At 65.7% G+C, this 21,687-nt stretch carries 30 protein-coding genes and 1 tRNA gene; 28 read left to right on the plus strand and 3 right to left on the minus strand.

Annotated elements, in window-relative coordinates:
• Nucleotides 1–247: 247 nt before the first annotated feature.
• From ACCQ13_RS14860 to ACCQ13_RS14965, 22 genes are read left to right on the plus strand one after another with little or no spacing between them, the layout of a single operon-like run.
• Nucleotides 248–583 carry a hypothetical protein gene (locus ACCQ13_RS14860; protein WP_159407448.1) on the plus strand — a complete coding sequence of 112 codons (336 nt, stop codon included), beginning with the start codon at nucleotides 248–250 and terminating at the stop codon, nucleotides 581–583.
• Nucleotides 580–873 (plus strand): hypothetical protein, encoded by a 294-nt coding sequence (locus ACCQ13_RS14865; RefSeq protein WP_159407449.1) that lies wholly within the window; start codon nucleotides 580–582, stop codon nucleotides 871–873. The genes ACCQ13_RS14860 and ACCQ13_RS14865 overlap by 4 nt, the downstream gene beginning before the upstream one ends.
• 1 nt (nucleotide 874) lies before the next feature.
• A complete protein-coding gene (locus ACCQ13_RS14870; protein ID WP_159407450.1) occupies nucleotides 875–1,189 on the plus strand; it encodes a hypothetical protein in 315 nt (104 codons plus the stop codon).
• The gene (locus tag ACCQ13_RS14875; protein ID WP_267313089.1) at nucleotides 1,186–1,314 is read left to right on the plus strand and encodes a hypothetical protein; all 129 of its coding nucleotides are present in this window, start codon (nucleotides 1,186–1,188) and stop codon (nucleotides 1,312–1,314) included. Before ACCQ13_RS14870 ends, ACCQ13_RS14875 begins: the two co-directional genes overlap by 4 nt.
• Entirely contained in the window at nucleotides 1,304–1,558 is a 255-nt protein-coding gene (locus ACCQ13_RS14880; RefSeq protein WP_159407451.1) for a hypothetical protein, read from the plus strand. Before ACCQ13_RS14875 ends, ACCQ13_RS14880 begins: the two co-directional genes overlap by 11 nt.
• 2 nt (nucleotides 1,559–1,560) lie before the next feature.
• Nucleotides 1,561–1,866: a hypothetical protein gene (locus ACCQ13_RS14885; RefSeq protein WP_372372292.1), complete on the plus strand. Its 306-nt coding sequence runs from the start codon at nucleotides 1,561–1,563 to the stop codon at nucleotides 1,864–1,866.
• A gap of 8 nt (nucleotides 1,867–1,874) precedes the next feature.
• On the plus strand, nucleotides 1,875–2,132 hold the full coding sequence (locus tag ACCQ13_RS14890) for a hypothetical protein (protein ID WP_159407453.1): 258 nt from the start codon (nucleotides 1,875–1,877) through the stop codon (nucleotides 2,130–2,132).
• Complete coding sequence (locus tag ACCQ13_RS14895) at nucleotides 2,129–2,614, plus strand: hypothetical protein (RefSeq protein WP_159407454.1); 486 nt, start codon at nucleotides 2,129–2,131, stop codon at nucleotides 2,612–2,614. Before ACCQ13_RS14890 ends, ACCQ13_RS14895 begins: the two co-directional genes overlap by 4 nt.
• A 17-nt stretch (nucleotides 2,615–2,631) precedes the next feature.
• Nucleotides 2,632–3,204, plus strand: coding sequence for an Lcl C-terminal domain-containing protein (locus tag ACCQ13_RS14900; protein WP_159407455.1), 573 nt, complete (start codon nucleotides 2,632–2,634; stop codon nucleotides 3,202–3,204).
• 21 nt (nucleotides 3,205–3,225) lie between these two features.
• Nucleotides 3,226–3,666, plus strand: a complete 441-nt coding sequence (locus ACCQ13_RS14905) for a four helix bundle protein (protein ID WP_159407456.1) — start codon at nucleotides 3,226–3,228, stop codon at nucleotides 3,664–3,666.
• Nucleotides 3,663–5,018, plus strand: coding sequence for an RNA-directed DNA polymerase (locus ACCQ13_RS14910; RefSeq protein WP_159407457.1), 1,356 nt, complete (start codon nucleotides 3,663–3,665; stop codon nucleotides 5,016–5,018). Before ACCQ13_RS14905 ends, ACCQ13_RS14910 begins: the two co-directional genes overlap by 4 nt.
• Nucleotides 5,011–6,855, plus strand: a complete 1,845-nt coding sequence (locus ACCQ13_RS14915; RefSeq protein WP_159407458.1) for a DNA cytosine methyltransferase — start codon at nucleotides 5,011–5,013, stop codon at nucleotides 6,853–6,855. The genes ACCQ13_RS14910 and ACCQ13_RS14915 overlap by 8 nt, the downstream gene beginning before the upstream one ends.
• The gene (locus tag ACCQ13_RS14920; RefSeq protein ID WP_159407459.1) at nucleotides 6,852–7,892 is read left to right on the plus strand and encodes a DNA-methyltransferase; all 1,041 of its coding nucleotides are present in this window, start codon (nucleotides 6,852–6,854) and stop codon (nucleotides 7,890–7,892) included. The genes ACCQ13_RS14915 and ACCQ13_RS14920 overlap by 4 nt, the downstream gene beginning before the upstream one ends.
• A complete protein-coding gene (locus ACCQ13_RS14925) occupies nucleotides 7,889–8,833 on the plus strand; it encodes a phosphoadenosine phosphosulfate reductase domain-containing protein (RefSeq protein WP_159407460.1) in 945 nt (314 codons plus the stop codon). Before ACCQ13_RS14920 ends, ACCQ13_RS14925 begins: the two co-directional genes overlap by 4 nt.
• Entirely contained in the window at nucleotides 8,830–9,108 is a 279-nt protein-coding gene (locus ACCQ13_RS14930) for a hypothetical protein (protein ID WP_159407461.1), read from the plus strand. Before ACCQ13_RS14925 ends, ACCQ13_RS14930 begins: the two co-directional genes overlap by 4 nt.
• The gene (locus ACCQ13_RS14935; RefSeq protein ID WP_223214349.1) at nucleotides 9,101–9,511 is read left to right on the plus strand and encodes a hypothetical protein; all 411 of its coding nucleotides are present in this window, start codon (nucleotides 9,101–9,103) and stop codon (nucleotides 9,509–9,511) included. The genes ACCQ13_RS14930 and ACCQ13_RS14935 overlap by 8 nt, the downstream gene beginning before the upstream one ends.
• Entirely contained in the window at nucleotides 9,504–10,115 is a 612-nt protein-coding gene (locus ACCQ13_RS14940) for a hypothetical protein (RefSeq protein ID WP_159407462.1), read from the plus strand. The genes ACCQ13_RS14935 and ACCQ13_RS14940 overlap by 8 nt, the downstream gene beginning before the upstream one ends.
• Nucleotides 10,112–10,282 (plus strand): hypothetical protein, encoded by a 171-nt coding sequence (locus tag ACCQ13_RS14945; protein ID WP_159407463.1) that lies wholly within the window; start codon nucleotides 10,112–10,114, stop codon nucleotides 10,280–10,282. Before ACCQ13_RS14940 ends, ACCQ13_RS14945 begins: the two co-directional genes overlap by 4 nt.
• Nucleotides 10,279–11,859, plus strand: coding sequence for a hypothetical protein (locus tag ACCQ13_RS14950; protein ID WP_159407464.1), 1,581 nt, complete (start codon nucleotides 10,279–10,281; stop codon nucleotides 11,857–11,859). Before ACCQ13_RS14945 ends, ACCQ13_RS14950 begins: the two co-directional genes overlap by 4 nt.
• On the plus strand, nucleotides 11,859–12,152 hold the full coding sequence (locus ACCQ13_RS14955) for a hypothetical protein (RefSeq protein WP_159407465.1): 294 nt from the start codon (nucleotides 11,859–11,861) through the stop codon (nucleotides 12,150–12,152). Before ACCQ13_RS14950 ends, ACCQ13_RS14955 begins: the two co-directional genes overlap by 1 nt.
• The gene (locus ACCQ13_RS14960) at nucleotides 12,145–12,351 is read left to right on the plus strand and encodes a DUF4224 domain-containing protein (RefSeq protein WP_159407466.1); all 207 of its coding nucleotides are present in this window, start codon (nucleotides 12,145–12,147) and stop codon (nucleotides 12,349–12,351) included. The genes ACCQ13_RS14955 and ACCQ13_RS14960 overlap by 8 nt, the downstream gene beginning before the upstream one ends.
• Nucleotides 12,351–13,373: a tyrosine-type recombinase/integrase gene (locus tag ACCQ13_RS14965; RefSeq protein ID WP_159408012.1), complete on the plus strand. Its 1,023-nt coding sequence runs from the start codon at nucleotides 12,351–12,353 to the stop codon at nucleotides 13,371–13,373. Before ACCQ13_RS14960 ends, ACCQ13_RS14965 begins: the two co-directional genes overlap by 1 nt.
• A gap of 58 nt (nucleotides 13,374–13,431) precedes the next feature.
• Here the strand turns inward: ACCQ13_RS14965 and ACCQ13_RS14970 are convergent.
• Both ACCQ13_RS14970 and ACCQ13_RS14975 read right to left on the minus strand, forming a co-directional pair.
• Nucleotides 13,432–13,505, minus strand: a tRNA-Gly gene (locus ACCQ13_RS14970).
• Between the two features lie 206 nt (nucleotides 13,506–13,711).
• Entirely contained in the window at nucleotides 13,712–15,529 is a 1,818-nt protein-coding gene (locus ACCQ13_RS14975) for an autotransporter outer membrane beta-barrel domain-containing protein (RefSeq protein WP_506185067.1), read from the minus strand.
• Between the two features lie 153 nt (nucleotides 15,530–15,682).
• On the opposite strand from ACCQ13_RS14975, the gene thiS reads away from it, so the two are divergent.
• From thiS to ACCQ13_RS14995, 4 genes are all read left to right on the plus strand, one after another.
• Nucleotides 15,683–15,883: a sulfur carrier protein ThiS gene (gene thiS / locus ACCQ13_RS14980; RefSeq protein WP_159407467.1), complete on the plus strand. Its 201-nt coding sequence runs from the start codon at nucleotides 15,683–15,685 to the stop codon at nucleotides 15,881–15,883.
• A gap of 49 nt (nucleotides 15,884–15,932) precedes the next feature.
• Nucleotides 15,933–16,727, plus strand: a complete 795-nt coding sequence (locus ACCQ13_RS14985) for a thiazole synthase (protein ID WP_159407468.1) — start codon at nucleotides 15,933–15,935, stop codon at nucleotides 16,725–16,727.
• 286 nt (nucleotides 16,728–17,013) lie between these two features.
• Entirely contained in the window at nucleotides 17,014–17,799 is a 786-nt protein-coding gene (trmB, locus tag ACCQ13_RS14990) for a tRNA (guanosine(46)-N7)-methyltransferase TrmB (protein WP_104603430.1), read from the plus strand.
• Between the two features lie 69 nt (nucleotides 17,800–17,868).
• Entirely contained in the window at nucleotides 17,869–19,731 is a 1,863-nt protein-coding gene (locus ACCQ13_RS14995) for an SLC13 family permease (protein WP_104603429.1), read from the plus strand.
• Between the two features lie 95 nt (nucleotides 19,732–19,826).
• On the opposite strand, the gene ACCQ13_RS15000 is transcribed toward ACCQ13_RS14995, so the two are convergent.
• Entirely contained in the window at nucleotides 19,827–20,168 is a 342-nt protein-coding gene (locus ACCQ13_RS15000) for a Rieske (2Fe-2S) protein (protein ID WP_104603439.1), read from the minus strand.
• 253 nt (nucleotides 20,169–20,421) lie between these two features.
• Here ACCQ13_RS15000 and ACCQ13_RS15005 point away from each other — a divergent pair, with 253 nt between their 5' ends.
• Nucleotides 20,422–20,697, plus strand: a complete 276-nt coding sequence (locus tag ACCQ13_RS15005) for a hypothetical protein (protein WP_104603428.1) — start codon at nucleotides 20,422–20,424, stop codon at nucleotides 20,695–20,697.
• 222 nt (nucleotides 20,698–20,919) lie between these two features.
• Nucleotides 20,920–21,633 (plus strand): fumarylacetoacetate hydrolase family protein, encoded by a 714-nt coding sequence (locus ACCQ13_RS15010; RefSeq protein ID WP_372372293.1) that lies wholly within the window; start codon nucleotides 20,920–20,922, stop codon nucleotides 21,631–21,633.
• Nucleotides 21,634–21,687 lie beyond the last annotated feature (54 nt).

The raw sequence follows: 21,687 nt of genomic DNA on the forward strand, positions 1-21,687 counted from the left end.
ACTGAGAGACCGGCATGTCCCATATTGCAGAGCATTACCGCGAGTCCACGCTCGCACAGATCCTGAGCACTTCCAGCGCCGCTCGGCGATGCCTGAGCGCCTGCGCGTCCCAGGACCATCGCCATGCAGAACAACTCCGCCGCCGCTGCAACGCCCGCTCTGCGCTCAATTCGCGCCATGCACGCATGCGAGTGGCCAGCAAGCGCGAAGAAGCCGCCAGCCGGGATCTTGCGCAGGAGCTGCGGTCATGAGCGGCCTGCGCCTTGAAGTGCCCTGCTACGGCGAAACGAGCGCCGTCTTGTCCAAGCACCTCAACCGAGCCACGGGATCGCCGTACTGGATCGCGGAAATTTACTGCGACGCCGCCCGCGCCCAGCTGATTCAGTTGGTTGTAATCATCGGTAAAGAAGGGTCGCTGCCTCGCTTTGAAGTCCCATCCGAGCGCAAGTGCGCCCATCACACGCTCTGGCTTGACCAGAGCTGCATGGAGCTACCGCCCGCATCATGGGAAAAGCTGAAGATCTGGGCCAACAGCGCAGCACTTGCAACCGCCAGCGAGAGCTTGGCGGAGGCACGGGCATGAGCGCCGCCACCGCATCCGCCCGCTCCACCGGGCGCTTCCGCCTCGGTCGCGGCCTGCGACTGCAATTGACCGTCGTCGGCGACACTGTGCTGGCCGCCGTATGCCCGGCGATGGGCGACGGCGCCCCCGAGCATTACAGCCTCACCCGCTGTGACCGTGACCAGGTGAGCAGCGTGCCGACGCACTGCATGGTGTTCGGCAACACCGCCATCCCGGCCGATGACGACACGCGCGTGGCGATCATCGCCTGGCTGCGTGAGCACGACATTGCCGTGCGCGAGGTGCCCTGACATGCGCACCCACACACCCACAGCCGCGTTGCAATGCGCCGACTTCGCCACTGGCCACCGAGGGCAGCTGCTGTGCCTGCAGGTGACGCCAGACAGCGCGCAGTTCGGGCGCGGGCACGTCTGGGCAGGCCTGTATGCCAGCGAATACAGCCGCACCGCACAGGAGGTCTCGGTGGGGTTTGCGCGGCAGCTGGTGGCGCGCCCGACCGAGCTGCAGATCGGCGCCGGCCGGTACCGCATGTCGGCTACAGCGCTGCGCGCTGCAGTGCGCTGGCTGGACCGCGCTGGCCGCCGTGTGCGCGAGGTGCAGCCATGACGCGCCGCATGCGCATCGCCTGGTGCCTGCTGGCGCTGGCCGCCTGCTACATCGTCCCCCACCGCGTGCTTGAGCTGGCGCAGGCACACGCCGAACACGCTGAGGCCGTCGCCCGTGGCCGCTGACATCTCCCTGGAGCGCCGCGTGCGCACCGCCTTTGCGGCCCACCGGCATGCCTACACGCAGGCCACCCAGTCACGCCTGCGCGGCGAGGCACAGCTGGCTGCGTTCTGGGTCGTCATCGCTCATGCCTGCACGGCAGAGACGGATGAGTGCCTGGCAGCCATCCATGCCGGCGTGGAGGACGCTGTGCGGCCCATCCCCGGCTTGCTCACCGGCAACGCTGACATCCACCCACTGGAGGCATGACCATGCGTCAAATCGCCATCCCGCTGCATCCCAGCATCCCCGGCTGCCACGCCGGGCACCACCCCCAGTGGGTGGAAACGCACGGCGCACCGATGCGCCTGCGCACCCGCCTGGGCACGCCCGTGCCGGTGACCTTCCACATCCAGTGCGCCCGCTGCGGCGTGGCCACGCGGCCGACGCATCTGCGCTCGCTGGTGGAGAACCGCTGGACCGACCCGCTTGGCCTGCAGCGTGTGCCGCTCTCGCTCATCGGCCGCGCTCGCGAAGAGGCACTGGCCGCCCTCAACCCAGCGGCGCACGCCGCCTAGGAGCCCGTATGCACCTCAAGCCCATCGTCCGCGAAGCCCTACTTGCGGCATTCCAGTCCCCCGATCACGCACTGCGTCGTACGCGCGCCGGCTTTCGTGGCGCCACCGATCGCGCCTTTACGCGCCGCGCCATCAACTGGCTGGAGGAAAGCAGGTTGGCCGACTTCGACCACCGCGATTTCCCCAGCGTTGTCACGCTCAATGCGCGCGGCATTGCTCACGCGCAACAGCTCACCGCGCCTGTGGCGCAGGCGGGTGCGGCATGAGCAGCGGCATGCAATCGAAGGGCCTCGCTGCGCAGCTGCGCGCAGGCCTTTTCCACGCGAAGGACGGCGCCACCAGTGCCGCCCTGCAAGCCACCGCCGCGCCTGAGTGCACGCAGCCCCAGGTCACGCGCGCACTCAACACAATGCGCAGAAAGGGCCTTGTTACCTGCACGCCTGATCCGACCGGCACACGTTGGAGCCTGACAGCCGCCACGCGCATCAAGGTTGCCAGAGTCGTCATCTCTCACAACGAGAACACCGCGCGTCGCAGCCATGCCGTTGCTACGGTCTCACCAATCGCGCCACCACCGTCCGGCTTTGCATTAACCGCCGCTCAGAAAAAAGCACGCGAAAGCGCCTGCATTACCGAACAAATCGCCGCATTCCAGGCGGGGGGCGGCTGCATCGAAGTGCTTGGCACCACACCCATCCGCCATCCGCCAGGCTATCGCCAATCCATGAGCGGCATCGCCACCGACTGACCACCAGGACACCTCCAATGAACGAGATCACGATCACCACCCCGCTGCAAAAAATCGTTATCACCAGCTTGCCGCAACCCACCGGCGAGCTGCTGGAAATTCGTCCCACCGGCTGTCCGCTGGTGCTCACACCGGCCGATGCTGGTGGCGCAGCAAGCCCGCGCTACACCAAGATCCTCAACGACGGCACGCGCCTTGTCGCCGGTGATGCGCGGACCGACCACGTCGCCGTCATCGACAACACCACTGGCCTCATGTGGTCCGTGGAATCGCTGGGCGATGCGGAGGAGGCCGGCATCAGCCAAGAGGCCTGCAAGGCGCGCTGCAGTGCGCTACGCACGCTCGGATTCACCGACTGGCGGCTACCTTCCCGCACCGAGCTTACCGGCCTGGTGGATGACTGCCAGCACGAGCCTGCGATCGATACCGATGCATTCCCGCGCGTGAAGCCTTGTTGGCACTGGACGAGTACCCCGGCCGCCTGGTCTTCGGCGTCCGCGTGGTACGTCCTCTTCGGCGGCGGCTTCGTCTACTACGGCCGCCGCGGCTACGACGGGTTCGCGTTGGCGGTTCGCCGCGCCGGTCAGTAATTTGATTTTTGGGCCGAAATAATGACTTCTCGATTCCAACCGCCGCCGATTATCAAAGCTTGCGAACGCCTACTCGTTGAAATTGAGCAGTGCGTCCGCCGGTTCGTGCGTTATCACCGCTACGCGATCGGTACCGATCTTCGGCAGCAGGCAATGACGGTCTATCGCAACGCAAACCGCGCGTGGCGCGACCGCGAACATCAAGCCGATTGGGTGAGGCAGTTGGTATGGGATATCGATGCGCTCAAGCAGTACCTGCAGACCGCGAAGCTGCTGCACGCCTTTGGCAGCTTCCGACAGTTTGAAATGCTTGCCCGCCTTGCCGAACAGCTTGGCGCGCAGGCCGGCGGGTGGCACCGCCAGCTGAATCTTCCCAAGGCCCAGAATGCACAAGCCAACAGCGTCGTGCAGCGTGGTCAGAAACTGAGTACCCGTACCGCCTCTGTGGGGGCCAATCCATGACGACGCCGCGCTATCCACATCCGGGCTGCGCGGCCTGGTCGCAAGTGTACGGGGAGGCGGCCGCCTGGTCTTCGGCGTCCGCGTGGAACGTCAACTTCAACAACGGCAACGTCAACAACAACCACCGCGACAACAACGGGTTCGCGTTGGCGGTTCGCCGCGCCGGTGAGTTTCAGGAAGAGCCGACACTGCAGGAGCTACACCAGGCATGGCGCTGTGCCAGGCGCCAGAAAGTACCGAGTCACAACCAGCTTCACTTCGACACCCACTGGATGACCAACTTGCTGCAACTGCAGCGCGAACTGGTCGGTCAGACATGGGCGCCACGCCCATCGACGTCTTTCGTTGCCACACGACCGAAGGCACGCGAAATCCACGCCCCTGACTTCGCCGACCGTGTAGTTCACCACTGGCTTGTCCCGCAGCTGGAAGCGCTCTACGAGCGGACCTTCATTCACGACAGCTACGCCAATCGCCGTGGCAAGGGAAGCCATGCGGCCGTCCAGCGAGCGCAGGCGTTCTCCCGGCAAGTGCACAGCGGCCAATCGGGCGGCTGGTATCTGCAGCTGGACGTGGCCAACTTCTTCAACAGCATCCACCGGCCCACGCTATGGGCGATGCTGCGCAGGCGCATGGAGCGCCACAAGACGTCCGCAACTGTTCAGCAGACCACCCATGCGCTTCTCCGACGCGGGCCGCTGCATGCGGGCGTCCGCGACCGCGCAACGCCTGCCGAACGAGCTCAGGTTCCGCCGCACAAGCAATTGGTCAACGCACCGCCTGGGCGCGGCCTGCCGATCGGCAACTTGTCCAGCCAGTTCTTCGCCAACGTCTATCTGGATGCACTGGACCAGTATGCCAAGCACGAGCTGAAGGCAAAGCGGTACCTCCGCTACGTCGACGACTTCGTTATTTTTCATCATGACCGTGAGCAACTGCAGCGCTGGCAAACACAGATCGAACAGTTCCTGCGCGCGAAGCTGCGCCTCGAACTCAAAGCAGATATCCGCCTTCGGCAACTGACTGATGGCCTCGACTTTCTCGGCTACGTGATCTACCCCACTCACACGCTAACGCGCCAACGGGTTATCGGCCATGCACGCGCCGCATTGGCGCAATGGGAAGGCACGCATGTCCACGGCAACACCATCCGTGGCACGCCAGCCGATCTCCGCCAGCTGCAGGCGCGCATGTCGAGCTACGCCGGGCACCTACGCCACGCCGACAGCCACCGGCTACTGACCGCACTCCATCGGCGCTACAGCTGGTTGCGAAGCGCTACGCGGCATCGTCGATTCTCTCCGCGCCTGGAAGGCAAGCACCTCACTATCCGGATCAAACGCAATGGCTGACGGCTCGCACTCCTTCAACTTCCCACCCCCGCAGGTTTCGTGCCTGCGCCCCGGCGAGATCGTGGTCGATCTATTCGCAGGCGGCGGCGGCGCCAGTGAGGCGCTGAAGCAGGCGCTAGGCGTTGATCCCGCGCTGGCCTACAACCACGATGAGTGGGCGATCGGCATGCACGCGGCGAACCACCCGCTGACGATCCATCACCGCGAAGATATCTGGCACGCCGACCCGCGCAAGGATGTGGCCGGCCGCCCGATCGGCTGGTTCCATGCCTCTCCGGACTGCACGCACTTCAGCCAGGCCAAGGGCGGCCAGCCGCGCAGCCACAAGACGCGGGCGCTCTCATGGGTCGCGCTGAAGTGGATCGGCCAGCTGCTACGCGCCGACTTACGAGACGGCACGAACACCGCGCCACGCATCCTGTCGCTGGAGAACGTGTGGCAGATACTGACCTGGGGGCCGCTGGTGGCCAAGCGCTGCAAGGCGACCGGCCGCGTCCTGAAGATGGACGGCACCGTTGCGGCGCGCGGCGAGCGAGTGCCCGTGGCGAATCAGCAGCTGGTGCCGGACAAGCGCCACAGTGGCCGCACCTGGCGCCAGTTCGTCGCGGCACTGGAATCGAAGGGCTACCGCGTGGAGTGGCGCAAGCTGACCGCCAGCGATTACGGCGCCGGCACCAGCCGCGAGCGGCTGTTCCTGATCGCGCGCCGCGATGGTGAGCCGATCGTGTGGCCCTCGCCGACGCACGGCGCAGCGCCCGGTCAGCTGCCGCGCGTGCGCGCTGCCGACTGCCTGGACTTCTCGCTGCCCTGCCCGTCGATCTTCACCCGCAAGCGGCCGCTCGCTGACGCCACGCTGCGCCGCATCGCCAAGGGCGTGATGCGCCACGTGCTGCAGTCGGCCGATCCTTTCATCGTGCCGGCCACGCACCAGGGCTCGGACCGTGTCAACGACGTGCAGGCGCCGCTGCCGACGATCACCGCCGCACACCGCGGCGAGCTGATGCTGGTTGCGCCAATCCTCGCCGGCGTCGGCGGGCGTGCCGGCCAGTCCGAGCCGCGCTCGGGCGCCGAGCCGCTCTACACGATGACCACGAAGGCAGACACCGCTTTGGTGGCTCCCTGTCTTGTGCAGATGGGCCATGGCGAGGGAAAGACGCCAGGCAAGCGCTTCAGTCACGGCATCAACGATATCCAGGGCCCGATCGGCACCATCGTCGCGAGCGGCGGCGGCCAGGGCGTGATGACGGCCTTCCCGGAACAGGCGAACGGCGGCTTCTACGAAGGCGGCGGCCGCGATGCGCGCGAGCCGATGAGCACTATCACCGCGACCGGCAGCCAGCAGCAGTTGGTGACTGCGCACCTGCTAACTAACACCAGCGCACACACGGGGGCGGCGGCGGTACAGCCCATTCCAACGATCACCAGCGCTGGCAATCAGGCAGTCGTTGAGTGCACGCTGAGTCCCGAGCAGGAGGCCGGCGCGCTGCAGGTGGCCGCGTTCCTGGTGAAGTACTACGGCAGCGGCATCGCCGTGGACCCGCGCGATCCGCTGGACACGGTTACCACCAAGGACCGGCTGGCGCTGGTCACCGTGGTGATCCAGGGCACGCCCTACGTGATCGTCGACATCGGCCTGCGCATGCTCAAGCCGCACGAGCTGTTCCACGCGCAGGGCTTCCCCGCCACCTACCGGATCACCCACACCGCTGACGGCCGCGCCATCAGCACCAGCGCGGCGGTGCGCATGTGCGGCAACTCGGTCAGCCCGCCGCCACTGGCCGCGCTGGCGCGGGCGAACCTCGACACGAAGCCGCTTCCTTTGCAGGTGGCCGCATGATCCACATCGGCGACTGCCTCAGCATCCTGCCCACCCTGGCCGCGGCCTCGGTGCAGACCTGCATCACCAGCCCGCCCTACTACGGTCTGCGCGACTACGGCATGGCCGGCCAGATCGGCCTGGAAGAAACGCCGGCGGACTACGTCGCTCGCTTGGTCGCGGTGTTCGCGGAAGTGCATCGCGTGCTGCGCGACGACGGCACGCTGTGGCTCAACCTGGGCGACAGCTATGCCAATGATGGGAAATGGGGCGGTAGCAGCGGGGGCAAGCATGCAAACGCACTGCACGGCTCTACCAGTATCGGGCGTGGGAAGGTCTCGACCGAACTCAAACCGAAGGATTTGATCGGAATTCCCTGGCGCGTTGCATTCGCGCTGCAGGAGGCCGGCTGGCATCTGCGTCAGGACATCATCTGGGCCAAGCCCAACCCAATGCCGGAAAGCGTCGGCGACCGCTGCACGAAAGCGCACGAGTACCTCTTCCTGCTGAGCAAGTCGCCGCGCTACTACTTCGACCAGGGCGCGATCCGCGAACAGGTCGCCGCCAGCAGCGTGGCCCGCTGGGCGCAGGACCTGGATCAGCAGGCTGGCAGCGACCGCGTACCAGGCAAGTCCAACGGCACCATGAAGGCAGTCGGCGGACGCAGTCGGCGCGACACCTTTGCCCGCGCCGGCGCCGTTGCCGAGCATGTGCTGCCGGGCCAGCAGGCCGCCCAGCACCGTGCGGACCGCGCGGAGGCCACATTCGGCACCGAGACGCGCAACAAGCGCAGCGTGTGGACGGTGGCCACCAAGCCATTCCGCGAAGCGCACTTCGCCACTTTCCCGGAGCAGCTGATCGAGCCGTGCGTGCTGGCCGGCGCGCCCGCAGGCGGTGTGGTGCTCGATCCCTTCTTGGGCGCCGGCACGACCGCAGTGGTCGCTGAGCGGCTGGGGCGGCGTTGGCTGGGTGTCGAGCTCAATCCGGAATATGTCGCCATCGCAGAGGAGCGCCTGCGCGGCGTTAGCGCCGGCCTGCCGCTGGGAGGTGTCGCATGACCATCCAGCACTTGGTCAACGTCAGCGGCGGGAAGGACAGCACCGCCACTTACCTCAAGGCGATCGAGTCAGGCCGCGCTTTCCGTGCCGTTTTCGCCGACACAGGTAATGAGCATGAGATCACCCTCGAATACGTGGCGACGCTGGCGCAGCGCACTGGCGGGCCGGAGGTCGAGATGGTGCGCGCCGACTTCACTGCGGCGCTGGCCCGACACCGCGAATACGTGCTGCGCGTGTGGCCGCAGGAAGGCGTTCCACAAGACATCGTAGAAGAAGCGGCAGCAATGCACGAACCAACTGGCATCCCATTCCTGGACCTATGCATCACGCGGGGTCGCGTCCCCTCACATGGCGCTCAGTTCTGCACCGAAGAATTGAAGGTCCAGCCCATCATCGAGCAGACTGTCTTGCCGATGCTCAAGTGCGGCCAAGTGCTTCAGTGGGTGGGCATCCGAGCGGAGGAAAGCCCCCGGCGCGCGCATCAACCGAGATACAACCGGCACGAGTCAGGCAGCTGGATGTGGCGTCCAATCTTCGATTGGTCGGTGGACCAAGTGTGGCGCCAGCACAGCAGACACGGAATCCTCCCAAACCCGCTCTATGCCATGGGCATGGGCCGCGTCGGCTGCATGCCCTGCATCAACTGCCGGAAGGAGGAACTCCGCGGCATTGCTGATCTTTTCCCTGGGCACATCAAGCGCATAGCGCAGTGGGAAGACCTGCTGGCGCGGGCCAACAAGCGCCGACAGGCAACTTTCTTCGCACCCATGAAGGACCCTACCGACGCCGATACGCCTGGACAGTACTCGCGGATCGGCAAGGTGGTTGACTGGAGCCGGACCGGGCGTGGCGGTCGGCAGTTCGACCTCTTTTTTCAGCACCAGCCGGGCGGCGGGTGCACGTCTGACCTCGGACTGTGCGAAATGTCGGAGGCCGCATGACCATCGCCCTCCTCGGCCGCAGCATCGACGCCATCGTGCAGCACGACCTCGCCGGCATGCCGCGCCAGATCACCGCCGCCGCGCGCCTCCACCGCTACGAGAACGCCCGGCAGCTTCGCCGCGAAACCCAGTCGCCCGATGCCCGCGAGATCGAACGGCTCCGCGAGCAGTTCGGCCGCCACTACCAGACCGCCTGGCGCAACGGCCAGCGCCCAGACCTCACACAGCTGCCGCTGCACTTCGCGGCGATCGACAAGGAGCAATCCCATGCGTGACCTCACGCCAGAGGAACTGTATGTCCTGCGCCACTCGCTAGGCACCGGCGAAGGAGGGCGCAACCCGAGCTATCGAAACCACTTCGTCACCGGCGAAGGAAGCACCGACCATCCGACGTGCATGCAACTGGTTGACCTGGGGCTGATGCAACGCCGCAGCGGCAATGCGCTGTCCGGTGGCGATGACATCTTCACCGTCACGGCAGTCGGGCGCGCCGCCGAAGCCGCCAAGGTCGAGCAGTTGCCGCCTGAGCCGATGCTGACGCCAGGCCAGCGCAGATATCGCGACTACCTCAAATCCGAATCGAACGAAAGTTTCGCCGAGTGGCTTGGGGTGCCGAGTCGCAGTGATGTGCGCTACAGGGAGCGCATGCGTCGCCTGGGGATTTTCACTCATGCGTGAGCGCACCATCCTGTTCAACGGCGCCATGGTGCGCGCCATCCTGTCCGGCGCGAAGACGCAAACCCGCCGACCGATGAAGCACCAGCCGCAGAACGTGGTAATTCCTGGCATCGGCCCCATGGTGGCGGTGCGCAAGGCGAAAGGCACCGACCGATGGCTGTGGCCAAACGCGCGCGAGCAAGTCATCGCAGGATGCCCTTTCGGACGGCCCGGCGACCGGCTGTGGGTGCGGGAGACGTGGGCGCCGCGCACGCTCGGACGTTGGAGCGTGCTGGAAAAGCACATGCAGCCGCTGTACCGAGCCAGCGAGGACAAGCCCGAATGGAAAGGCATCTGGCGCCCCAGCATCCACATGCCGCGCTGGGCCTGCCGCCTTGTGCTGGAGATCACCGACGCGCGCGTCGAGCGGCTGCAGGCGATCAGCGAAGCCGATGCGCTAGCTGAGGGCGCCATGGAGTGGGTAGGCGAGCAAAACACGCCAATCCGCGACCTCAACGCCGGTGACGAACGCATTGCCTTCAAGGCTCTGTGGGAAAGCACCGGTGGCGACTGGGACGCCAACCCCTGGGTTTGGGTCATCGGCTTCAGGAGGACCGAGCAATGAGGTCGGCCGACACCCAGCTCCCGCTCGGCATCAAGCCGAAACCGACAGTCGATGACTGGCGCCAAGCCGCAGAGAAATGCGCCGAACAGTATCCAGGCGACCAGCGGCGATTGAACTACTACTTGGATGGCTTGGAAAAGGCCGAAAACATGGAGAAATCAGCATGACCAACCACACCAAATGCACTTGCCCGTCGGGCGATGGATCTCTCCGCTGGCCATGCCCGGCGCATCCACCTGGACTCACGACGAACGCCTTACCTATCGACGTCACCGACCCGTGGCGCGGGCTCTATCAACCAGAGCGCTTGCGTGCATACAACGAATACGGAGAGCTATACCACCTGGATACTCCGAGTTGGCCCGATGACCGCGAAGATGCGCTGGACAAGTTGGTGCACGCTCAGGGATTTGACTTTCAGGTTGTCGCCGGCGATTTCAGCGACGAGGCTGTGGAAGATGGTGAAGATTTGTACTGGCAGGAAATGCGCGCGTGGAATCCGAAGGCCCCGGCGGGCGACTGGCGGCTTGCATGGAAAGGCGACACCGAAGATGGCCCCTATGCGTGGTTCGTCCGCCCTATGGCGCTGCGACCCGACCCCGAGGCAATTGCCCCCCACCAACCAGCCCAGGGCGGAACACTGATTGGCTGGCGGATGATCGACGGCGTACGTGTGTACGAGGTCGCTTCGCACTCTGGAATCGTAGATCCGCAGAAGTTCGTGCTCCATGACGACTACCTCGCCGCCCAGCAGCCGGTGGGGCAGGAGCCTGTTGTGGTCGAAGCCGTAGCGACCATCAAGCGAGATGCGGACGGCGATCACTACCTTGACTGGTTGCTTGAAGGGGGCATTGCCGAAATGTCCGATGGCGACGTGCTCATGGTTTGCAATCGTCAGATCACGAACGAAGAAGGAGTCGGCGAGGTCTACACCGCCCCACCCGCTCCTGCTGCTGTGCCGGTGGAAGTGGTGCGCGATGCCGAGCGGTATCGGTGGTTGCGTGAGCAGAGTGGCGCGGATATCTCCATCGAAGAGGCTGATGAAGACGGTGACATGGTCTTCGTGAGCGGACACAGCGCCGAAGAACTTGATGAGGCGGTAGATAAAGCGTTGCAACTAGACCGGATGGTGTCGAAGGCTCATGACCGATTTGAGGCCGCCATGCTCGCCACCCACCCCCAGCCGCCAGCGGCATGCGAGGAAGCGCGACCGATGGACACCACGCCCGCGCAAGTGGAATTGAGGCAATTTCGGCCATTCGTGCAGTCCGAGCGCGACTACTTGTCTGGGCGCATAGAACGCTGCGATGCGATTGGCAGTGCTGACCGGCTACAGGCGTTGCAAGTCAAGTATCGGGAATGTGATCGCCTGCTTGCGCTGATCGACAGCGCGCATGTGCAAGCGCCTGCTGCTGTGACAATGGCTGATGCGCTTGCGGCGGGCGACGAGACGCTGCACGGGGCAGTGGATAGTTGGCAGGAGCGAGCATTGCGCGCAGAGCGGCAGATTGCCCAGACGCATGATACTCGCCGGATGTGCGTGGATGAGCTGCTGGCAGAACTGAACACCCCGCCTGCCGTTGCTGCTGTGCCGATCGGTTACTCACTCGTTCCGACCTCGAAACTTAAACAGTCAGCGTCTGTGCTTGAGCGGGACGGCGATGAGCATGGGATCGGACTCGATATTCGGGCCATGCTCGCCGCCCACCCCCAACCGGCAGCGGCGAAGGATGGTGATGCGTGATGTTCGACTTGATTGCGGCCGAAGATCCGGTGGATGTGATGAATAGGGCTTGCAACGTCCTTGCCGCAACCGGACACCCGAAATTGGCGGATAGGCTGGTACAGGCGCGCGAGCGGGTCGAGCGTGTTGTTGATGCGGCCGGGCAGGGAACGGAAGAAGCAGGCGACCGCGCAGTGAGCGTCGGCCTGTGGTTTGGGCCACAGCGAGCGACGCAACTGCGCGAAGCGCTGGCACCGTTCGCCGCTAGCGGCGACCATCAGGCCAAGCCGGCAGGCGAGGTGAGAAATGGCTGAACTATGCCTCTCGCGCGATGAAGTTGCCGCGCTTTGCCGCAGCCCTCAGCGCGCCCGTCAAGAGCTGTTTTTGAGGAAGAACGGTATCAAGCACTACCTTGATGTGCACGGCTGGCCAGTGGTGCTGCGCAGCGCGATCGACCCGACCGAAAAGAAGACCGCCATAGTCGCGGCCTGGTCGCCCAACAAGGCAGCATGATGGGGAGGAAGCCAAGCAGGCCGGGCGCGGTGCCGCGGTTACGCGCCCGCAAGCAGAAGTCGGGCGTAGTGCATTACTACTACGATCACGGCGGCAATCCTCGCAAGGAAACGCCGCTGGGCGCCGACTACGGGCTGGCTATCAAGCGCTGGGCGGAAATTGAGCATGCACGCGTGATCCCCGTGCACGCGCAGCTGACCTTTCGACACGTCGCCGATCGCTACCGGGTAGAGGTGATTCCAACGAAGGCGCCAGGCACTCAGCGATTGCACAACCTGTGCCTGACGTGGCTGCTCACGTTTTTCGATGACCCGCCCGGGCCTCTCGATGCAATCAAGCCGCTGCACATACGCAAATATCTCGACTGGCGCAAGTCCAAGGTGATCGCAAACCGCGAAGTGGCCCTCTTCTCTCACCTGTGGAACTGGGCGCGCGGCAAGGGTCTTACCGACCTTTCCAACCCCTGCGAGGGCATCCGCCGAAACAAGGAAACCGGCCGGGACGTGTACGTAGACGATGCCACGTTCCGTGCCGTCTACGAGCGCGGCGACCAGACCTTGCGCGACGCGCTGGACCTGGCCTACCTGACCGGTCAGCGCGTGGGCGACGTGTGGTCGATGGACGAGCGGCAGCTCGGCGCGGACGAGCTGGTGGTGCGGCAGGCCAAGACCGGGACCAAGCTGACGATGGCCGTCACCGGCGAGCTGGCGGCGCTGCTGGATCGGATCGCCGCGCGCAAGCAAGGGCTGACCCTGCGCAGCACACGACTCATCGTAGATGCAGAGGGGCTGGCGATCGGCCGGGCCGCGCTTCGCTACCGATTCGACCAGGCGCGCAAGGCCGCTGGCGTGGACAAGGGCGACTTTCAGTTCCGGGATCTGCGCGCCAAGGCGGGGACGGACAAGGCCGATTCGGCCGGCGACATCCGCCAGGCCCAGGCGCAGTTGGGGCATGCATCGGTGACGATGACCGAGCACTACGTGCGCAAGCGCAAGGGCGCGAAGACAACCCCGACGCGATAATTGCGGAGCGGTCTGGATTTTGCGGAGCGTGCCGAAACCACGAAACCCTTGCGGCACATGGAGCGGGCGATGGGAATCGAACCCACGTCAGTAGCTTGGGAAGCTACAGCTCTACCATTGAGCTACGCCCGCGCGGCGCAAGGAGAGTTTAGGCGGGTGCGGGCATCGGGCGCAATGTGCACGTGAGATGCAGTGACGCGCCTGCCTGGCCACAGCCAGCGCCGGGGCCCATCTCGCCGTGTGCGGCCGGGATCAGTGCTCCCGGATTCCACCTACAACGAGGGCCGGTTGCCCGGCCCTCGTGTCTTGCGGGTGCTGCGTGGTCTACGGGGTGTGGATCAGAATGCGCCGCTGAAGTTCACGAACAAGGTGGCATCGCGGGCATCGCGCTGGGCGGTCGTGGTGCTCAGGCCGATGTTGCTCTGCAGGCCCCACAGGCCGGTACGCGCGCCCAGCACCACGGTGGCGTAGTTGCGGTCGAAGTTCTGGCCAGGAACGGTGTACATGCCGAACTCCGGCATCGACTGCAGCCAGGCGCTGGCTTCGCCGCCGTCCTTGAACTCGTGGTCGTAGGTCGCCTGCAGGTACGGCTTGACCGCCGCGCCGTCCAGACGCACCTGGAAGCCGACGCGGCCGACCAGCGAGTCGATGTCCTGGTTGGCGTAACCCAGCGCGGTGGCGCTGTCGTTGCTTTCGGTGTAACCGTCGAGCTTGATCTTCTGCCAGGTCAGGCCGGCAACCGGGCCGTACTTGACGTTGCCTTCGCCCAGCGAATACCCGGCGTTGAGCGCGGCGGTGAGGTTGCTGCCGTCCGGCGAGCCGCTGTGTACGCGGGTGGCCGGCCCAAGCTGCACTTCGCGGTCCACGTCGTAGCTCAGCCAGCTGTAGCTGACCTGGGCGTTGACCCACACCGGGCCGGTGTACCAGCCGAAGAAGCCGCCCAGGGTGGTGTCGTCCTGCTTGAAGCTGCCGTTGCGGTTACCGAAATCGGCGTCCATGCGGCCGAAACCGGCAAAGCCACCGAACACCAGGTCGCCTGCGGTCCAGTCCACGCCGAACAGGCCGGCCGGGGCCATGCCGTCGTACAGGTCGGCATGGTCGTAGCGCTGCATGTCGCCGCGCACGCTGCCCCACCAGCGCAGGCCATCGGCATCCGGCTTGCCATCCAGATGCCAGGCCACCTGGTCGGCGCGCGCGCGGCCGCCGGCCTGCGCGGAATGGGTCAGCACCTGCTGCAGACGCGGGGCCTCCAGCAACGAGATCGCGTACTCACCCAGGATCTGGTGCACGGCGGTGGTCGGGTGGATGCTGTCGGCGAACACATAGGTATTCTGTGCGTTGGCAGCGACCAGGCTGGTCGGGTTGCAGGCTGGCAGCGCCAGGGCCGGGTTGCACGCGGTGCTGGTGACGTTGCTGAAGCCGAACGTGCCCGGCGTGGCGACGATTTCCTGCAGGATGTGGAAGGTATCGACCGGGATCACCCGCAGGCCGGCCGACCGCAGGCCGTTGAACAAGGCAGTGTTGTAGGCGGTGGCAGCGCCGGTGCCCTGCGCCATTCCGACAGCGCCACCAGCGCGAAAGCGCGGGGTGAGGCCCACATCCGGAATGGTCGGCACCATGACGTAGCGCGCGCCGGCGTTCTGCAAGGTGGCCACGGCACCCACCTGGGCGGTGACGGCGCTACCGATGATGGCCTGCGCCTGGGCCGGCACGGTGGCCGCGGCGAGCAGGTCGTTGGCGCCGCCCCACACGGTGTAGAGCGCATTCGGGTCGGCGCGGCCACCGTTGGCGGTGAGGTAGGTGTTGATCTGGCTGGTCACCGACGGTGCGGCGCCCAGCGCGCTGACCGAACCGGCCTGGATGCGCGCGCCACCGGCGGCGTAGTTGTCGCCGATCTGGCCGTTGCCGTTGGGAGCGGCGTTGGTGCCGAAATGATCGGCCACGTATTCGGCCCACACCCAGCCCGGGTTGGTGGTGAACTTGCCGGTAACCGCGCGCGAGGCAGCCGGCAGCAGCGGGTTGTAGTAACCGCTGTCGGTGAGGCTGTCACCGAAGAACACGGTCCGGTCGAAGGCCGACTCGGCCATGGCCGGGGTGGCCGCGATGGCGATGGCGACCGCCATCAGGGAGCGGATCGGGCGAAATGTTGAAGCCATGGAAGTGCCTGCTTGGAGTGAGTGGGACCGGACCGGCCTGCGCACGTACGCAGGCGAATGGCAATGGTTTCATCCCCGCCGCCTGCGCTCACGCTGCAGTGCCGCATAACGCAAAACGCGCGCCCGGACGGCACGCGATGCGACAATGATGCCATGAACATCCAACTCAACGGCAGCCTGCGCACGCTGCCCGACAACCTGCCGCTGGCTGCATTGCTGGACCAGGAAGGCCTGTCACAACGGCGCGTGGCGGTGGAGGTCAATGGCGAAATCGTGTCGCGCGGGCGGCATGCCGAGCATGTCCTGCACGAAGGCGACATGGTGGAAATCGTGCACGCATTGGGCGGCGGTTGATGCGTCATGCAGGCCAACGCACCCGCGCGTGATGGGTGATAATTGCCCCATGACCACTCCCACCCCCTCCGACGCGTTGCTGATCGCCGGCAAACGCTACCGTTCGCGCCTGCTCACCGGCACCGGCAAGTTCAAGGATCTGGACGAAACCCGCTTGGCCACCGAGGCCGCTGCCGCCGAGATCGTGACCGTGGCAATCCGCCGCGTGAACATCGGCCAGGACCCCAACGCGCCCAGCCTGCTCGATGTGCTGCCGCCGGATCGCTACACGCTGTTGCCCAACACCGCTGGCTGCTACACCGCCGATGATGCGGTGCGTACCTGCCGACTGGCGCGCGAGCTGCTGGATGGCCACAACCTCACCAAGCTGGAAGTGCTGGGCGACGAGAAGACGCTGTACCCGGACGTGGTGCAGACGCTCAAGGCTGCCGAACAACTGGTGGCCGATGGTTTCGAGGTGATGGTCTACACCTCCGACGACCCGATCCTGGCCAAGCGGCTGGAAGAGATCGGCTGCGTGGCGGTGATGCCGCTGGCCGCGCCGATCGGCTCGGGCCTGGGCATCCAGAACAAGTACAACCTGCTGGAAATCATCGAGAACGCCAAGGTGCCGATCATCGTCGATGCCGGCGTGGGCACCGCTTCCGATGCGGCCATTGCGATGGAGCTGGGCTGCGACGGCGTGCTGATGAACACCGCCATTGCCGGCGCGCGCGATCCGATCCTGATGGCCAGCGCGATGCGCAAGGCGATCGAAGCCGGCCGCGAGGCGTTCCTGGCCGGGCGGATTCCGCGCAAGCGCTATGCCTCGGCGTCGAGCCCGGTGGATGGCGTGATTGGATGAGCGGGGGGTTTGCTGGCGCCGTGCGTTCGACCGTCTGCAGTGCGCAACCGCCAGGCAGCGGCCGCGCGACTGCCTGCGGTGAGCAGATCCGGCGCTGCTTCGCCCGTCCCCTCACCCCCGCTCTGCGCGCCGGCGTCGCGGGCGCTCCCCGGCCTGCGCGCCCACGGCGCGCAGGCCGTGCCTCCTCGCCCCGGTGGGAAAGGGGCTTTTTTCAGCTTCTGTGTAGGGCGCGATGTGGTTGCCGCGCACGCGCGGGGCATGTGTTTGCTGACGTGACCGACCTTTCATGACCGACCCGTTTACCAGCGACGGCGCCAAGATGCCGCCCAAACCCTTCACCATCGAAGAGGGCCGCCGGCAGGTGCGTAGCTTCGTATTGCGCCAGGGCCGTTTCACCCCCGCGCAGCAGCGCGCCTTCGACGAGCTGTGGCCGCGGTTTGGGCTGGACTACACCGGCGCGCCGCGCGATCTGGATGCGGCATTCGGGAGCGACGCGCCCAAGGTGCTGGAGATCGGTTTCGGCAACGGCGCCGCCTTGCGCTTTGCGGCCCAGCACGATCCCAGCCGCGACTACATCGGCATCGAGGTACATGCGCCCGGCGTGGGACGCCTGCTCAACGCGCTGGACGAAGACGGCAGCACGCATGTGCGCCTGTATCACCATGACGCGGTGGAAGTGCTGGAACATGAGATCGCCGATGGCGCGCTGGATGAAGTGCGCATCTACTTCCCGGACCCGTGGCACAAAAAGCGCCACAACAAGCGCCGCCTGATCCAGCCGGCATTTGCGCAGTTGCTGGTGCGCAAGCTACGCGATGGCGGCCGCCTGCATGCAGCCACCGACTGGGCCGACTACGCCGAACAGATGTGGGACGTGCTAGACGCCACCTCCGGCCTGGTCAACCGCGCCGGCCCGCGCGGCCACGTCGAGCGCCCCGCCTGGCGCCCGCAGACCCACTTCGAAACCCGCGGCCAGAAGCTTGGGCATGGCGTGTGGGATCTGCTGTATGACCGGGAATCGGGAATCGGGAATCGGGAATCGCAAGAGCAACTGCCTTCGGCATCCGGATAGCGCCTGCTTGCCTCGGCCTTACCCGCTTTTCCCCATTCCCCATTCCCGACTCCCCATTCCCAGCCCCCAATGGACACCGCGCTGACGCTGACCAACGATATGAAGCTCGTCCTCGGGCTGGTTGGTTTCACGATGGCGATGTTTCTGTTCGAGCGCATCCGTGCCGATGTGGTGGCGTTGATCGTGCTGGTGGTGCTGGGCGTCACCGGGCTGGTGGCGCCGGAAGAGTTGTTCGGCGGTTTTTCCGGTAACGCGGTGATGAGCATCATCGCCACCACCATCCTTGGTGCGGGGCTGGAGCGTACCGGCGCGCTGAACCGGCTGGCCAGCTGGCTGCTGCGGCGCTCGCACGGCAGCGAGCAGCGGCTGATGATGATGACGCTGGCCATCTCCGGCTTGAACTCGTCATTCATGCAAAACCCCTCGGTGATGGCCTTGTACCTGCCGGTGGCCTCGCGGCTGGCCGCGCGCACCGGGCTCACCCTGCAGCGCTTGTTGTTGCCGATCGCCGCAGCCATCGTGATGGGCGGTGCGCTCACCATGGTGGGCAATTCGCCATTGATCCTGCTCAACGACCTGCTGGTGTCGGCCAACAACAACCTGCCCTCGGGCATGGCCAGCATCGAGCCGCTGACGATGTTCGCGCCGCTGCCGATCGGTCTGGCCTTGCTGATCGCCGCGCTGCTGTATTTCCGCTTCTATGGCGATCGCAAGCTGATCGAGGAGGAGCGCCTGATTAACGAAGGCGTTACCCCCTCGCGGACCGAAAGCTACTTCGCCAAGACCTACGGCATCGATGGCGATGTGTTCGAACTCATCGTCACCGCCGAAAGCCCGCTGGTCGGCATGACCCTGGGCGAAGCCGAGGCCTTGCACGATGCGCCGCTGCTGCTGGCGCTGAAGACCGGCAACGACACCCGTCTGGCACCGCCGGCGGACATGCGCATCTGGGTCGGCAGCGTGCTGGGGGCGATGGGCCAGCGCCAGGACGTGGCCGACTTTGCACAGAACCACTTCCTGCGCATGTCCTCGCGGCTGCGCAACTTGGGCGACCTGTTCAACCCGAGCCTTGCCGGCATTTCCGAAGCGGTGATCCCGCCCAACTCGCGGTTGATCGGCAAGAGCGCTGGCGAACTGCGGCTGCGCAAGCAGTCCGGCATCAGCCTGCTGGCGATCAACCGCGACAAGCAGGTCATCCGCGAGGACGTGCGCAAGGTGCCGCTGCGGGCCGGCGACATGCTGGTGTTCCACAGCATCTGGCAGGATCTGGCGCAGGCGGCGGAAAGCCGCGATTTCGTGCCGGTGACCGACTTCCCGAAAGGCGAGCAGCGCCCGCACAAGTTCAAGATCGCCATGGCGATCTTCGCCTTCACCTTCCTGATCGCGCTGACCTCGCGCCTGCCAGTGGCGCTGACGCTGATGACCGGGGTGGCCTGCATGCTGGTCAGCGGCGTGCTGCGCATGGACGAGGCCTATGCCTCGATCAACTGGAAGACCATCTTCATGATGGCCGGGCTGATTCCGCTGGGCTGGGCAATGGACAGCAGTGGCACTGCCGCCTGGGTAGCCGGCCACACCATCGATCGCCTGCCCGAAGGCATTCCGGTGTGGGCACTGGAAATCAGCCTGGCACTGCTGACCACCGCGTTTTCGCTGGTCATCAGCCATGTCGGGGCGACCATCGTGATGGTGCCGATTGCGGTGAACCTGGCATTGGCGGCCAACGGCAATCCCACGGCGTTCGCGCTGATCGTGGCGTTGTCGGCGTCGAACAACCTGATGACCGCCTCCAACCCGGTGATCTCGATGGTGGCCGGCCCGGCCAACTATCAGCCGCGCGAGCTATGGCGCGTGGGCGCACCGCTGTCGCTGATCTACATCGTGGTGATGGTGTCGGTCATCAACCTGATGTTCTGGTGGGCCGCACGCTAGGGCGCAGGCGCGGTGCGGCGTATCGGGTGCGCCATCCGCTCGAAGCTGACTTCCGTCCGCACCTGCTCGCTGTACTGCCGCGCTATCGACCGCAGTTATCCCAGCACCACCTGTTCGCCATCGACGCGCACCGGCACCGCCACCAGCGATTGGCCGCGGCAGGGACCGCTGATGCACTCCCCGGCAGTCAGTTCGAAGGCGGCCCCATGTGCGGCGCAGACCAGATGCCCTTCCTTGGTCTTGAGGAACTGGCCTGGCGCCCAGTCCAGCCGCCGGCCGGCATGCGGGCAGACGTTCAACCAGGCACGTACCTGCGCACCCTCGCGGTACAGCACCAGCGATTCGCTGGCCTGCTCCCAGGTCGCTTCCACCTCCAGGAATCCGGCATCGGGAATCTGCGCCAGGCGGGCGAGCGTGGTGGGTGAGGACGAGGGCATGGGCCACGGCGGAGTCGGGAACGGGCCGCCGATTGTGGCATGCGCGTCCTGCCACGCCTGCGCAAGGCTGGCAGCGGCTCGGTGCCGATAGCCCGGCAGCAGCCAAGCCAATGGATGCTCACGGTAGACGTCGGTTAGCACACCCAGCGTGATGCATTTAACAAAACGCGTGTTGAATTAACGAAGTTTTCACTCAATGACATGAAACCGCAACGATACTGCGCCCTTGTTTCCTGCCCGGCAGCCCACCGCCATGTCTGCACGTCTGTTCCAATTCGGCAATCTCCATCACCTGTTTGCGCCACGCAAGCCGCGCCATCCGTTGGTGCGCATTGCGGCGGGCCTTGCTGGACTGGCTATCCTGGCAGTGCTGATCTTCTTCAGCGTGTTCGTTGGCGCGGCGATGATCCTGGGCGGCATCGCCTGGAAGCTGTTGAGCAAGGCCAACCGCCGTCCGTCGCCGCAGGCGCGCGTGGTCGAAGCCGAGTACCGCGTGGTGCGCAAGCCCGCGTTGCCGTTGTCGCACTGAGCACCAGCGCTAGCGCTGCGTTCCGGCCGCGCCTGGAGTCGGGCTGTCGCGCTGCATGATCGATCGGCATGTCTTTGCACATGTCTATTTGCGTTTGGCCGCAGCCTGACCAACCCAATGGCGCGAAGTGGGCCGATGATGCGTCCCGCGTTTCAGCAGCGAAGGTTCCGTGTTGCACGGCGTAGCGGCTAGACTCACGCGTCCCGTTCCGAGGATGCGCGCATGACCCACGATGTGATTCCCGCCACCGATGTTCCGCGCATTCCGGTAGTCGGCGGCGGGACGTTTCCGGTGCACCGCATCTATTGTGTCGGCCGCAACTTCGCCGACCACGCGCGTGAGATGGGCGCCAGTGCGCCGGCCTCCAAGGCCGAACGCGGGCAGCCGACCTTCTTCATGAAGCCTGCCGACGCCATCGTGGTCGGTCATGGCGACCACATCCCCTACCCGCCCGGCACCAAGGAGCTACATCACGAAGTGGAGCTAGTGGTGGCGCTGGGCAGCGATGCGCCTGCCGGGCTATTGCCGCTGGACCAGGCCGAGGCGCTGATCTACGGCTATGGCGTGGGCCTGGACCTGACCCGGCGCGATCTGCAGGCCGCTGCCAAGGCCAAGGGGCTGCCGTGGGATACGGCCAAGGGCTTCGACCATTCCGCACCCATCAGCGAGTTGGTGCATGCCGGCGAAGTGGGTGCACTGGAGGCATTGAACCTGTCGCTGGAGATCAATGGACAGGTGCGCCAGCAGTCGCTGCTGGACCAGATGATCTGGAACGTGCCAGAAATCCTGCACGAGTTGTCCAAGCTCTACGCCTTGCGCGCGGGCGATCTGATCTTCATGGGCACCCCGGCCGGCGTCGGCCCGTTGCTGCCGGGCGATCACTTCAGTGCGCGCCTGGAAAACGTGGCCGAACGCCACGGCATCATCGCCGGCTGACATCGGCCGGGCTACGCTCGGCATAGCGGCAGTGGGTCCGCAACTGCATCTGGA

Source organism: Xanthomonas sp. NCPPB 1638 (genome assembly GCF_041475635.2).
Lineage (GTDB): Bacteria > Pseudomonadota > Gammaproteobacteria > Xanthomonadales > Xanthomonadaceae > Xanthomonas > Xanthomonas cucurbitae.